This window comes from Pseudomonas sp. TE12234, from assembly GCF_054061835.1.
Window position 1 is genome coordinate 42,204 of sequence record NZ_JBSSEP010000019.1, and the last position, 13,642, is coordinate 55,845.

Annotated in this window: 10 protein-coding genes and 2 pseudogenes; 1 reads left to right on the forward strand and 11 read right to left on the reverse strand. The window is 60.1% G+C overall.

The window, feature by feature from the left end:
* Positions 1-11: 11 nt before the first annotated feature.
* The gene (locus ACVWYU_RS24530; protein ID WP_457373879.1) at positions 12-995 is read left to right on the forward strand and encodes an AraC-like ligand-binding domain-containing protein; all 984 of its coding nucleotides are present in this window, start codon (positions 12-14) and stop codon (positions 993-995) included.
* A gap of 29 nt (positions 996-1,024) precedes the next feature.
* On the opposite strand, the gene ACVWYU_RS24535 is transcribed toward ACVWYU_RS24530, so the two are convergent.
* The 11 genes and pseudogenes from ACVWYU_RS24535 to ACVWYU_RS24585 form a co-directional block, all read right to left on the reverse strand.
* Positions 1,025-2,023 (reverse strand): bile acid:sodium symporter family protein, encoded by a 999-nt coding sequence (locus ACVWYU_RS24535; RefSeq protein WP_090327373.1) that lies wholly within the window; start codon positions 2,021-2,023, stop codon positions 1,025-1,027.
* 218 nt (positions 2,024-2,241) lie between these two features.
* Positions 2,242-4,197, reverse strand: coding sequence for an acetate--CoA ligase (acs, locus tag ACVWYU_RS24540; RefSeq protein ID WP_457373880.1), 1,956 nt, complete (start codon positions 4,195-4,197; stop codon positions 2,242-2,244).
* Positions 4,198-4,275: 78 nt separating this feature from the next.
* Positions 4,276-4,821, reverse strand: a pseudogene (locus tag ACVWYU_RS24545) (methyl-accepting chemotaxis protein); the annotation flags it as partial.
* A 312-nt stretch (positions 4,822-5,133) separates the two neighbouring features.
* A pseudogene (locus ACVWYU_RS24550) lies at positions 5,134-6,237 on the reverse strand (HAMP domain-containing protein); the annotation flags it as partial.
* 33 nt (positions 6,238-6,270) lie between these two features.
* Positions 6,271-7,791, reverse strand: a complete 1,521-nt coding sequence (gene exaC, locus ACVWYU_RS24555) for an acetaldehyde dehydrogenase ExaC (protein WP_090323016.1) — start codon at positions 7,789-7,791, stop codon at positions 6,271-6,273.
* 89 nt (positions 7,792-7,880) lie between these two features.
* Positions 7,881-8,708 (reverse strand): phosphonoacetaldehyde hydrolase, encoded by an 828-nt coding sequence (gene phnX, locus ACVWYU_RS24560; RefSeq protein ID WP_390955708.1) that lies wholly within the window; start codon positions 8,706-8,708, stop codon positions 7,881-7,883.
* Between the two features lie 45 nt (positions 8,709-8,753).
* A complete protein-coding gene (locus tag ACVWYU_RS24565; protein ID WP_090323019.1) occupies positions 8,754-10,088 on the reverse strand; it encodes an MFS transporter in 1,335 nt (444 codons plus the stop codon).
* A 296-nt stretch (positions 10,089-10,384) separates the two neighbouring features.
* Positions 10,385-11,548, reverse strand: coding sequence for a 2-aminoethylphosphonate--pyruvate transaminase (locus tag ACVWYU_RS24570; RefSeq protein ID WP_457373881.1), 1,164 nt, complete (start codon positions 11,546-11,548; stop codon positions 10,385-10,387).
* A gap of 315 nt (positions 11,549-11,863) precedes the next feature.
* Positions 11,864-12,658, reverse strand: coding sequence for a type I methionyl aminopeptidase (gene map, locus ACVWYU_RS24575; protein WP_457373882.1), 795 nt, complete (start codon positions 12,656-12,658; stop codon positions 11,864-11,866).
* Complete coding sequence (locus ACVWYU_RS24580; protein WP_457373883.1) at positions 12,655-12,921, reverse strand: ParD-like family protein; 267 nt, start codon at positions 12,919-12,921, stop codon at positions 12,655-12,657. The genes map and ACVWYU_RS24580 overlap by 4 nt, the downstream gene beginning before the upstream one ends.
* Positions 12,922-13,066: 145 nt before the next feature.
* The gene (locus ACVWYU_RS24585) at positions 13,067-13,570 is read right to left on the reverse strand and encodes a GNAT family N-acetyltransferase (protein WP_457373884.1); all 504 of its coding nucleotides are present in this window, start codon (positions 13,568-13,570) and stop codon (positions 13,067-13,069) included.
* Positions 13,571-13,642: the final 72 nt, after the last annotated feature.

Below are 13,642 nucleotides of genomic sequence, written 5' to 3' on the forward strand. Positions count from 1 at the left end.
CGAGGGCCGCCATGGCGTACAAACTTTCCACCCGTTCCTGGCCCGACAGTCAACGCCAGCCGCTCTGGTCCGAGGCCATCGGCAACGCTTATTTCCCTTTGTCGCTGGAGTTCGCCCCCAGCAGCACCTTCAGTGGCAGCCTGCAGATCTGGGAAACCGGCAGCACCCCGCTGACCCTGTCACGCTTGCGCTCCAGTCAGCTGGGCTATTCACGCAGCAAAGCCCAGGTCAGTGAAGATCGCGAAGCCTGCTACCTGGTCACCGTACCGCGTCGCAGCGAAGTGCATTTCGAACAGGACGGCCGCGCCCTGCATTGCCAGCCCGGTGGGTTTATCTTCGAACGGGGCGATGCGCCCTACCGCTTTCATTACGCCAGCGACAACGACCTCTGGGTGTTCAAACTCCCCGAGCGCGCGTTGCATGGGCAACTGCGCGGGGCCGAGCGCTACACCCGCTTCTGCTTCGATGCCAAGCGCGCACTCGGGCGAATCTTCGTCGATCAACTGGCGATGTGCGCCGCCCGCTTCGACGAATGCGACGAACCCGCCCGCCACATGCTGCTGGAGCAGGCACTTTCAACCTTGTTAATGGCCTTGCGCGACGATGAGCGAGTGCTCAACAGTGAAAGTTCGAACCTGGCGGCCATGCATTTGCAACGCATCGAGCAATACGTCGAGAAGCAGCTGGGCAACCCGGACCTGGCGCCACAAGTCATCGCGGATGCTTGCGGCCTGTCCGTGCGCTACTTGCACAAACTCTTCAACAGCACGCCCTACAGCCTCGGGGAATGGATTCGTCTGCGCCGTCTAGAAGCGGTCAACCGAGGCCTGCACGACCCCAATTGCCACCTGTCGATCGGTGAACTGGCCATGCGTTGGGGATTCAGTGATCAGGCGCAATTCACCCGAAGCTTCCGCCAGCACTTCGGCTGCACCGCCAGGGAAGTGCGCAGCGGTGCCGCGCGGACGCCGGGTGCATCGACGTCGAATGTCTGAGCCGGGATTCAAATCCCGGCCTGTGTCATTCAAGGATCGACCTGCCCCATCAGTTCAGCCACCGATTCCTGGCGATTAGCGTAGCGCTGCGCCAGGACCGCACACACCATCAGTTGAATCTGATGGAACAACATCAGCGGCAGGATCAACACACCAATGGTGCTGCCGGCGAACAGCACCTGAGCCATTGGCACCCCGGTGGCCAGGCTCTTTTTCGAGCCGCAGAAGAGAATGGTGATGCGGTCTTCCTGATTGAAGCCAAAGGCCTTGCCCAGCACGGTTGACGCGGCCAGTACCAGCCCCAGCACCACGCAGCAGGCGACCACCAACCCGGCCAGGTCCCGCAAAGGAATCTGGTGCCAGATGCCTTCGTTTACCGCTTCACTGAACGCCCCGTAGACCACCAGCAGAATCGAGCCCTGATCGACGAACTTCAACCAGCTCTTGTTGCGCCCGACCCAGGCACCGATCCAGCGTCGTGCGATCTGTCCGGCAACGAACGGCAGCAACAGTTGCACGCTGATCTTCACGATCGCATCGACGGTCGAGCCACCGTCGCCGTGCACGTTCAACAGCAGCGTCACCAGCAGCGGCGTGAGGAATATCCCGAACAGGCTGGACGCCGCCGCGCTGCAAATCGCCGCCGGAATGTTGCCGCGTGCCAGGGAAGTAAAGGCAATCGCCGACTGCACCGTGGCCGGCAGCGCGCAGAGGTAGAGCATGCCCATGTACAGGTCGTCACCGATCAACGGCGACAGGACAGGCTTGAGCGCCAGGCCGAGCAGCGGAAACAGCACGAAGGTCAGGCCGAACACCAGCAAATGCAAGCGCCAGTGACCGGCACCGGCGATGATCGATTCGCGGGACAATTTGGCGCCATGCAGGAAAAACAGCAGGGCAATGGCGATATTGGTCAACCAGCCAAAGCCCACCGCCACCTGGCCACTGGCAGGCAGCAAGCTGGCGAGCAGGACCACGCCGACCAGGGTCAGGGTGAAGTTGTCGGGTAAAAAGCGCGGGCGCGTCATCAGGATCATCCGGTTTTGCCAGGAAGGTATCGGCGACTCTAACCCGCTGATGGATTACCGACTAACGCTAACAAGCCAGCCTGTGTCGGCTAAAGGACATGCCACTAGTCTGGGCGGGGTTATTTCAGGTGTGTCGCCGCCCGACGGCGCGATGCACCAGGAAACGGCGCCCGATCACTGACCGGGCGCCGCTTCATGCTCTACATGCCTTTTTTTGCTTATGAAGCGTTCATGGTTTTGTGGGTATCGATCAGGTGCTGCACCACACTCGGATCGGCCAGGGTGGAGATGTCCCCCAATCCCTCGTATTCGGCCGCCGCAATCTTGCGCAGGATCCGCCGCATGATCTTGCCCGAACGGGTTTTCGGCAGACCCGGCGCCCATTGGATGACGTCCGGCGAGGCAATCGGACCGATCTCTTTACGCACCCAGTTCTTCAGTTCAACCAGCAGTTTGTCGTCCGCCTCTTCGCCGCGATTGATCGTGACGTAGACATAAATCCCCTGCCCCTTGATGTCGTGCGGCACACCAACCACCGCCGCCTCGGCGACTTTCGGGTGGGCGACCATGGCGCTTTCGATCTCGGCGGTGCCCATGCGGTGGCCGGAGACGTTGAGTACGTCGTCCACGCGACCGGTGATCCAGTAGTAACCGTCGGCATCGCGACGGGCACCGTCACCGGTGAAGTACATGCCACGGAAGGTCTTGAAGTAGGTGTCGACGAAGCGGTCGTGATCGCCGTACAGCGTACGTGCCTGGCCTGGCCACGAATCGAGGATCACCAGGTTGCCCTCGGCCTCGCCTTCGATGATGTTGCCCAGGTTGTCCACCAGCGCCGGCACCACGCCGAAGAACGGACGGGCCGCCGAACCCGGCTTGAGGGCGTGGGCGCCCGGCAGCGGGCTCATCATGTTGCCGCCGGTTTCGGTCTGCCACCAGGTGTCGACGATCGGGCAGCGCGACTTGCCGACGTTCTTGTAGTACCAGTCCCAGGCTTCCGGGTTGATCGGCTCGCCGACCGAACCGAGCAGGCGCAGGCTGCTGCCGTCGGCGCCTTCCACGGCGGCGGTGCCCGAGGCCATCATCGCGCGAATGGCGGTCGGGGCGGTGTAGAGGATGTTGACCTTGTGCTTGTCGACGATCTTCGCCACCCGGGTGATGTCCGGGTAGTTCGGCACGCCTTCGAACAGCAGCGTGGTCGCGCCGTTGGCCAGCGGGCCGTAGACGATATAGGAGTGACCGGTGACCCAGCCGACGTCGGCGGTGCACCAGTAGACCTCGCCCGGGCGGTAGTCGAACACGCGCTCGTGGGTCATGGCCGCGTACAACAGGTAGCCGCCGGTGGTGTGCTGCACACCCTTGGGCTTGCCGGTGGAGCCGGAGGTGTAGAGGATGAACAGCGCTTCTTCGGCGCCCATTTCCTTCGGCGCGCACACGGTGCCCGCCACTTTCATCAGGTCTTCGTACCAGATGTCGCGGTGCTGGTTCCACTTGATGTTGCCGCCGGTGCGCTGGCACACGATGACTTTCTGGATGCTGCTGGTTTCCGGGTTGGTCAGCGCGTCGTCGACGTTGGCCTTGAGCGGGATCTTCTTGCCGGCACGAATGCCTTCGTCGGCGGTGATCACCACTTTCGACTTGCAGTCGATGATGCGCCCGGCCAGGGCTTCGGGCGAGAAACCGCCAAACACCACCGAGTGAATCGCGCCGATCCGGGTGCAGGCCAGCATGGCGACCACGGCTTCGGGGATCATCGGCATGTAGATCGTCACCACGTCGCTGCGGTGCACGTCCTGGCCGCGCAGGGCGTTGGCGAATTTGCACACTTGTTCGTGCAGTTCGCGGTAGGTGATGTGGCGGCTTTCCGCCGGGTCATCGCCTTCCCAGATGATCGCGACTTGATCGCCGCGCTCGGCCAGATGACGGTCGAGGCAGTTGTAGGAAACGTTGAGGGTGCCGTCGGCGAACCATTTGATGTCGACATGGTGATCGTCGAAGGACGTCTGCTTCACCGTGGTGAACGGCTTGATCCAGTCGAGGCGCTTGGCTTGCTCGCGCCAGAAGCCGTCGGGGTTGACGACCGACTGCTGGTACATGGCCTTGTAGGTCGCCTCATCGGTCAGCGTGTTGGCCAGAACCTCGGGACGAACGGGATACAGGGAAGCCGCACTCATCTTTCTTACCTCGGTGGAATAGTTGTTTTTGTGGTCTGTCGCAGGGTTGCAACCCAAGCATTCGGGCGATGGCAAAACTCAAATCCGGAAACGACCGAGCAGCTCGTCTTGCTGGCCGACGTGGTCCACCATCGCTGAGCATTGGCGAACCTGTTTGTCCGCATTGCCGGAGACTTCAATACTGATATCGCGGATGTTCGTGGTGTTGCGATTGATTTCCTCGGTCGTGACGCTTTGCTCTTCAGCCGCCGCGGCAATCTGCAGGTTCATGTCATTGATGCGATAGATGGCCGCGCGTATGCGTTCGAGGGTGTCATTGGCTGCATCGGCATCCCCGGCAGTCTTGCTGGCCGTGTCGCGGCTCTGCTGCATTCGCACCTGGGCGTGCCTTACGCCCGTCTGCAACTGGTCGATCATCTCGCGTATTTCCTGGGTCGATTGCTGGGTTCGCGAGGCCAGTGAGCGCACCTCATCAGCCACCACCGCAAACCCGCGTCCCGATTCGCCGGCCCGTGCCGCCTCGATGGCCGCATTGAGTGCGAGAAGGTTGGTCTGGTCGGCGATGCTGGTGATGACCGCGACAATGGACCCAATGCTTTGACTGAGCGTGGACAACTCATTGATCGCATGACCCGTGGCGTCCATCTCTTCGGCCAGACGCTTGATGGCCCCCGTAGACCTGGAAACCAGAGCGACCCCGCCTGCTGTTTCTTCGTTAGCCGCGATGGCCGCTTCGGCAGCGGTTTGCGCGTTACGCGCGACATCTTCGGCGGTCGAGGCCATCTCGGTCATGGCGGTGGCCAATTGATCCAGTTCTTGCAGTTGAACTTGCACGCGATTGGCGGCCTGATCGGCTTCGCAGGACGTCGCGGCAGTGCTCTCACGAACGTGTCGCGAGCTGTTTTTCACATCGCCGATGAGCGCTTTCAGGTTCTGCAGGAACTGGTTGAACTCCCCGGCGACCAGCGCAATTTCATCATCGCCAACCACGGGCAGTTGACGGGTCAGGTCACCCTCGCCGCGATTGATGTCTGCCAACGAATCCTTGAGTTGATCCAGAGGCCGCAGCAGCTGCCTTACCAACAGGCCCAACACCAACAGGCTAAGCAGCACGCCCAGGCCTGTACCGATAACGGCACGCCAACTCAGGGTATGGGCCGCAGCCATGACGATGTCCTGATCCAGTACCACACCGATGTACCAATCCATGCCCTTGAGATCGGACAGCGGAATGAAGGACACCAGCAGCGACTTTCCATCGCTGCTGACCTCCTGAAGCTGACTGTCGAGGGGCAGGACGTTGCCTGCGAAAAGCTGGCTATAGGGCTTGCCGTTCAGTTCCGCGTTCGGGTGCGAAATGATGTTGCCACTTTTACTGAGCAGGAACGCGTAACCGGCCCCGCCGAAATCCAGGGTATTGATGGCGTCGGCAACCGTAGTCAGGCGAATGTCACCGCCAAACACCCCGAGCAATTGCCCCGCGTCGCTGATCCGCGCGACAGCCGAGATCAGGATTTCACCTGTGGTGGAATCCTTGTAGGGTTCGGTTAAAACGGCTTGGCTACTGGACTTTCCAGTCGCGTACCAAGGGCGGATGCGACCGTCATAATCAGGTTTTGGATTCCAGGCCGCCGTGTTCTTGATGGGTTTGCCATCCGCCTCCAGGGCACCGAACACCAGCTTGAATTCGTCTTTCAGAATGGGCGAATCGATGATTCGTTGGGTCGTTTGCACACTGTACTGGCGGTCGATCGCCTGGGACGCCAGATCCATCAGACGCAGTTTGCCGTTCAGCCAGTTTTCGATCTGACGTGCCACCGCATTACTCGATTCCGAAATGCTCGCCTCGACCTGGTGACGCAAAATCGTACGTATCTGCCTGACTTGAACCAGCGATAGAAGGCTTGTCGTCACCAACAGCACACAGGCAGCCACAAGGCTCACCTTGTAACGGATTTTCATCGAAGACTCCAAAGGATCGATCAAGGCCAACAGCGCAAGTACCGGAGCATCCAGCCCTGGCGGATGCCTTCGCTGCATCGCAGCGAAGGACTCACCTCATTTCAAGAGGGGTTAGAAGAAGCCCAGCGGATTGATGTCGTAGCTCACCAGCAGGTTTTTGGTCTGCTGGTAATGGTCGAGCATCATCTTGTGGGTTTCGCGGCCGACGCCGGATTTCTTGTAACCACCGAACGCGGCATGGGCCGGGTACAGGTGGTAGCAGTTGGTCCACACGCGACCGGCCTGGATGCCGCGTCCCATGCGGTAGGCGCGGTTGATGTCGCGGGTCCAGAGGCCGGCCCCCAGGCCGAACTCGGTGTCGTTGGCGATGGCCAGGGCTTCGGCCTCATCCTTGAAGGTGGTGACGCCCACCACGGGCCCGAAGATTTCTTCCTGGAACACCCGCATCTTGTTATGGCCTTTGAGCAGGGTCGGTTGAATGTAGTAGCCGCTGGCGAGGCCACCCTCCAGCTTCTCCGCCGCGCCGCCGGTAAGGACTTGCGCACCTTCCTGCTGGGCGATTTCCAGGTACGAAAGTATCTTGTCGAACTGCTGCTCGGACGCCTGGGCGCCGACCATGGTGTCGGTGTCCAGTGGGTCGCCGCGTTTGATTTGCGCCACCTTCTTCATCACCACCTGCATGAATTCGTCGTAGATCGACTCTTGTACCAGCGCGCGGGACGGACAGGTGCAGACTTCGCCCTGGTTGAAGAACGCCAGGACCAGGCCTTCGGCGGCCTTTTCGATGAAGCTTGGTTCGGCCTGCATGATGTCTTCGAAGAAGATGTTCGGCGACTTGCCGCCCAGTTCCACGGTGCTTGGGATGATGTTTTCGGCGGCGCATTTCATGATGTGCGAGCCGACCGGGGTCGAGCCGGTGAACGCAATCTTGGCGATGCGTTTGCTGGTGGCCAGGGCTTCGCCGGCTTCGCGGCCAAAACCTTGCACCACGTTGAGCACGCCCGGTGGCAGCAGGTCGCCAATCAGCTCGACCAGCACGGTGATGCCCAGCGGGGTTTGTTCGGCAGGCTTGAGCACCACGCAGTTGCCGGCGGCCAGGGCCGGGGCGAGTTTCCAGGCGGCCATCAGGATCGGGAAGTTCCACGGGATGATCTGACCGACCACGCCCAGCGGTTCATGGATGTGATAGGCCACGGTGTTGCCGTCGATTTCGGCAGCGCTGCCCTCCTGGGCGCGCAGGCAACCGGCGAAGTAGCGGAAGTGGTCGGCGGCCAGGGGGATGTCGGCATTGAGGGTTTCGCGGATGGCCTTGCCGTTGTCCCAGGTTTCGGTGAGTGCCAGGGCTTCCAGGTTCTGTTCGATCCGGTCAGCGATTTTCAACAGGATCAGTGAGCGCGCCTGCACCGAGGTGGCGCCCCACCCGGCTGCAGCGGCATGGGCGGCGTCCAGCGCCTTGTCGATATCCTCGGCCGAGGAACGCGGGAATTCGGCGATGACCTGGCCGTTGACCGGCGAGGTCGTGGTGAAGTACTGACCATTGACCGGCGCGACGAACTCGCCGCCGATGAAGTTACCGTAACGAGGCTTGAACGACACGACAGCACCGGGGGTGCCAGGTTGGGCGTATATCATGATGGGTCTCACTTGTTGTTATCAGTTGGCTGCTCATGTGCGCCGCTATAACCGGCCGCGTGGCGGCGACCGGTCACAGTCAGGTGCGATCAGAACGTTTGTGGCGACTCGCCACGCGCCAGGCGCGCGTTGATGTCTTCAACCACCCAGGGAAGGTCGGTGATGGTGTCGATGAAGTAATGCGGGCGTGAGCCTTCGAACATCGCGATGATGCGTGCGCGCTCGGTGGCCAGCTTGTCCGATGGCAACGCCACGAACTCGTCGTAGGTCAGTCCCAGGGCATTGCCGGAGCAGGTCAACGCGACCGTCCACATCCCTGCGCTGCGGCCTTCGAGGATGCCCGGCCAGGTGTCATCGACCTTGACGCAGGCCGCGACGTCATCAATGCCCAGGGCGATGACGTTGGCCAATGCCTGCGCAGGATGCGGGCGCCCGTTGGGCACTTCATCGGTGGCCACGACGTGATCGGTCACGTAGCCATTTTCCCGGGCCAGCTCCACGACCTTTTCCATCACCACGGCCGGATAACCCGAGCAGGAACCGATCTTCAGGCCCTCGTGGCGCAAGATCTCGATGGCTTCCAGCGCACCCGGAATCAGCGCCGAGTGCAAGGCGATCTTCTCGATTTGCAGCGGCATGAATCGCTCGTACAGGGCCGTCACGTCATCATCGGTCGGCAGGCGGCCGAAGGCGGTATGGAAACGCTCGGCAATCTGCGGCTCATTACACAGCGTGCGGATGTGATCCCACTTGCCCATGCCCATCGGGCCCCGCGCTTCTTCCAGGGAAACCTTCACGCCGAACTCGGCAAAGGCTTCAACGAAAATCTGGGTGGGTGCGAAGGAGCCGAAGTCAACGACGGTACCGGCCCAGTCGAGTACGACGGCTTGCAGCTTGGTAGGTTTCTTGTAGTTCATGGCGATGTCTCCAGTAGGTGGAACATTGAAAATGAGGCGCTGGAATCAAGCCTTGGCGCCGACGACCGCCGGTTGCCCGACCGATTGAAAGCTGTCCAGGACTTCCAGGGTTTTCGGGCGGCTGTTCCAGAACGGAATCAGCATCACGCTGGCCACCAGCGCCGCGCCGGTGAACACCAGGAACACCGTGATGGTGTCGAAATAACCCGGCAGCAGACCGCCGAGAATGGCGCCCACCGAGCCACAACCGTTGACGAAGCCGGCCGCGGAAGCCGCACCGTCCTTGCTGCCGAAATCGATCGCCGCCGAGCCGCTGATCATCGAGTCGGGCCCATAAAGCGTCATGCCCATCATGAACAGCAGGCCGACCACCATGTACAGGCTGCCGCTTTGCATCGAAGGCACGAACAGCGCCAGGCACACCGTGAGCAGCGCGAGACTGATGACACAGGCCGGCATGCGACGGGCGCCGAACAGTTTGTCCGAGGCATAACCAATGAGGATCGGACCGACCAGACCGGCCAACTCAAAGGCTGTTGGCACGATGGCGGAGGCCACTTTGCCGATCGCTGGCATGCGATCGTAGATAATCACCGGTCCCCAGAGCAGGATGGCGTAGCGCGCGGGTTTAAGCAGGAAGTAAGCAACGCCCAGCACCAGCACCGTACGGTTCTTCACTGCACTGCGAAGCCCTGCCAGAAGGCTTTCACGGGGCACGTCGGCACCGCTGTCAGGCACGATTTCAACGGGCGGCAAACCGACGTCTTGTGGCGTGTTGCGTTGCAGCAGGAAGAACAGCACGGCCACGACCATGACTACGGCAGCGCTGCTGATGAACGCCATACGCCAGTCGTGGGAGTATGAATAGGCCCACCAGCCTGCAAAGGGCGTTGCGACCAGGCCACCGAATGCGTAGCAAGTCGACCAGTAGCCCAGCACGCGACCACGTTCAGTGGTGGTGAAGAAGCTGCCGATATTCTTGCAAAGGCCTGACCATCCGGTGGACTGGGCAAGACCCTGGATCAGGGTGCAGGTGACGAAGATCGGGATGGTGGCGTAGGTCCCCATGACCAGGGCCGCCAGGGCCGATATCACCAGGCCGCCGCAGACGACGACCCGTGGACCGAAGCGGTCGGAGAAGTTGCCCCAGAGGAACTGCCCCACGGCATAAGCCGCCAGGTACAGCGCATCGAGGTTGGCCATGGTGGCCTTTTCCAGCATGAAAGTCGGGTCTTCGCCGATGCCGAGCTTGGCGACGGAAAAGGCTTTACGCGTGAAGTAGAAGGCGGCGTAGGCCACCCAGGTAATGAGGAAAATCTGTACACGCCAGCGCTGGATTGATTTCCAGCCGCTCGCTGAAGCGCCTGTGATGTTGTTCATGGTCTTCTGATCCCGTATGGGTTGCCGTACAGCGCAAAAAGTTGTTTTTGTTTTTGTTTTGGGTGCCGCAACCCGTCCCGGCGAACTGCTTGAAGGGCAGCAGGCGAGGTTCAGGGTTGGTGGCTTCTGGCTTCAGACGTCAGATTATGGGTAGGCGATATCGCTGGCTCCTGCTCGGCACTGCCGGCTGTGAATGACCAGATCCATGGAAAAAAGAGGTCGCCGTAAAGAAGGTGCGATCCCAACACCCGCCCCGACACACCCAGAGTGGCGGCGACCCGAAAGGGGGAAGTGGGTTAAGCCGCTTCCAGTTCCACGCCCATCGCGAGAAGGCTGTCAGCGATGGCGCGCAGGAGCTGGTGGACGATGTGTTCATCGACCTGACCGATGCAGCCGATGCGGAAACTGTCAGCCACGGTCAACTTGCCTGGGTAGATGATGAATTGACGCGCTTTCAACTCTTCGTAGAAGCGCTTGAATTCAAAGTTGACATGCTCCGGGCTGAAGAAGGTGGTGATGATCGGCGACAGCCAGCGATCTTCCAGCAAGGTCTTGAAGCCCAGCTTGCGCATCCCGGCGACCAGCACGTCGCGGTTGCGGGTGTAGCGTGCGAGACGACCCTGCACGCCACCTTCGGCCTGGTGTTGCTCCAGGGCTTTGTGAAAGGCAACGACACTGTGGGTCGGTGGGGTGAAACGCCATTGACCGGTACGCTCCATGTAGACCCATTGCTCGTAGAGATCGAGGCTCAGCGAATTGGCGCGGCCTTTGGCGGCCTCCAGCACAGCGCGGCGGATGATCACGAAGCCGAAGCCGGGAATGCCCTCGATGCACTTGTTCGCCGAGGACACCAGCACGTCAAAGCGTATGTCGTCGACGCTCAGGGGGACTGCGCCAAACGAACTCATCGCATCAATGATCAGACTCTTGCCATGCGCTTCGACCACTTCAGCGATTTCGCGCAGGGGATTGAGGATGCCGGAGCTGGTTTCGCAATGGACGATGAACACGTTGGTGACGTCGGGGTTGGCATTGAGCAGTGCATCCACTTCTTCTGGCTGCGGCGGCAGATAATCGCCCTTGTCCAGGGTGATGTAGTCGCGCCCCAGGTACTCAAGCGTCTTGGTCGCCCGTTGGCCGTAAGCACCATTCATCAACACCAGGGCTTTACCGTCACGGGGAATGGCGCTCGCCAGGGCAGCCTCTACCGAATAACTGCCGCTGCCCTGTAAAGGCACGCAGGCGAAACTGTCGTCCTCGACGCCAGCCATGCTCAGCAGTTGCTTGCGAACTTGCGCCGTGAGCGTATTGAAGGCGCCATCCCATGAGCCCCAGTCCCGGAGCATGGCTTCTTTGGTGGCCTTTGAAGTGGTCAGGGGGCCTGGTGTCAGCAGGTAGGGTTCACCCAAAGCCGGAACGGCCAATGGTTGATGTTGGGAGGGAAATTCGGCTTTGGTCATGATCTTCTCCTGCGTTGTTTTTGTAAGGGAATGATTCATGAGCCAATGAAAACAACTTCCAACAAATAATCAAAATCGATTTGTTGTATTTCAAATATAAGTTGAGCTTATTTGTAAAAATTTGTATTGATTATCAATGGGTTGGATTTTTTATGAGTGCCGTTTTGGCCAAAACATCGTTCGATTTGGTCAGGCGGAGAGTGGTGATGAAAGGCGGCGCGATCGTGCCGCCTGATGGGCTGCCCGGTCTGTAAGCATTGCGCTCACAGCCAAGATCCAATGGAAGACAGCTGCTGTCTTCCATTGACTGGATGGCTAGATACCGATGGCCGGGTATTCATCGCTGCGATCAGGCCAGGCCGACAACACTTGGAAGCCATCGTCGGTGACCGCCACCATGTGCTCCCACTGGGCCGATAGCGAGTAATCCTTGGTGATCACCGTCCAGCCGTCCGCCAGGGTTTTCACATGGCGCTTTCCGGCGTTCAGCATTGGCTCGATGGTGAAAATCATCCCGGCCTTCAACTTCAGCCCCTGGCCCGGATAGCCGTAATGCAGGACTTGCGGTTCATCGTGGTAGACCTTGCCGATACCGTGCCCGCAGTATTCACGAACAACACTGAAGCCATCCTTTTCCGCGACCGCCTGAATCGCATGCCCGATATCGCCCAGCGTTGCCCCGGGGCGCACGACTCGAATGCCGGCGCACATGGCTTCGTAGGTGGTCTTGACCAAGCGTCGAGCCTGCGCGCTGGGCTCGCCGACGAAGTACATGCGGCTGGTGTCGCCATACCAATCGTCCTTGATGACCGCGATGTCGATATTGACGATGTCGCCATCCTTCAACGGCTTGTTCGAAGGGATGCCGTGGCAAACCACTTCGTTGACGGAGGCGCACACGGTTTTCGGGAAGCCGTGATAGCCGACATTGCCCGGTATGGCCTGTTGCACGTTGACGATGTAGTCGTGGCAGATCCGATCGAGTTCGTCGGTGGTCACTCCCGCTTTCACATGGGGGGTAATCATGGCCAGAACCTCGGCGGCCAGCGCACCTGCAGCGCGTGACTTGGCGATGTCGGCGGGCGTGTTGATCTTGACGTTCGCCTTCATGGCTTGGCTCCGCAGGCTGCAAGGGATGGCGAGCCTTGCGAGATATCCGCCAGCGCACAGAGTTGTTGCAAATTCAGGCCGCCGGCCAGTTCGGCACGAATCAGCAGGCGCGAGATTTCGCTGTGGTCAAGATTTGGATGTAACTCCGAGAGCATTCCGATGCGCATCCAGTGCTCGGCTTGAGCATTGATCGAGCGACTCAGCGCATTGCTGGCGACGCGCAAGTTCTCGTGCATGTCTTCTGAAATTTTTACGATACCCATGATATTCACTATATGAAATGCATATGGATCGTATATTAATCGCTTTGCGCCTGAATTCAAATGGCCGCCATGACATGCAAACGCCCCGGTCAAGGGGCGCCATGACCGATGTGTCGGTCCGCTTTGGGTCATTTCATTGAGCCAGTTAAATCGAAAGAACGAACCGACATTCGTCCCCGGCCTGGTCGTCAGGCCCTGATTGATCAGGCAAGAACCCGCAGCGATCCAGGACTTTTCGGGAGCCCAGGTTCTCTTCGTACACATAAGCAATCAACTGGTTGAGATCCCAACGCACCTTTGCTTGCTCGATCAGATGCCTCAGCGCCAGGGTCGCCAGCCCCTTTCCGCAGGCCTGTTGATCGATCCGGTAGCCTACCTGGGCAGAACGCTGCGACAAGTCGATGCATTTCAAATTGGCCCGGCCCACGATGCATTCGCTGGAATCCTCGATCACAAACGGGTGCCAGGCGCCCATAGCAAAGTCGGACAAATAGCTCTCGATGTGCTCGGCGACGCCTTGCAATGAATAAAACGAAGGGTCACGCGCATCAATTTGAGATTCGAACCAGGCACGGTTGCGCATTTCAAATGCCAGCAATGCCTCAGTGTCCGTACTTTTCAGCTCGCGAACGGTGAATGATTTCCTCAAGCCCTTCTCCTGTGCCCCAGGCCGAAAGCGCACAAGAATGCCCAGCGCCTCCAGACTTGAGAGCGGTCGTTT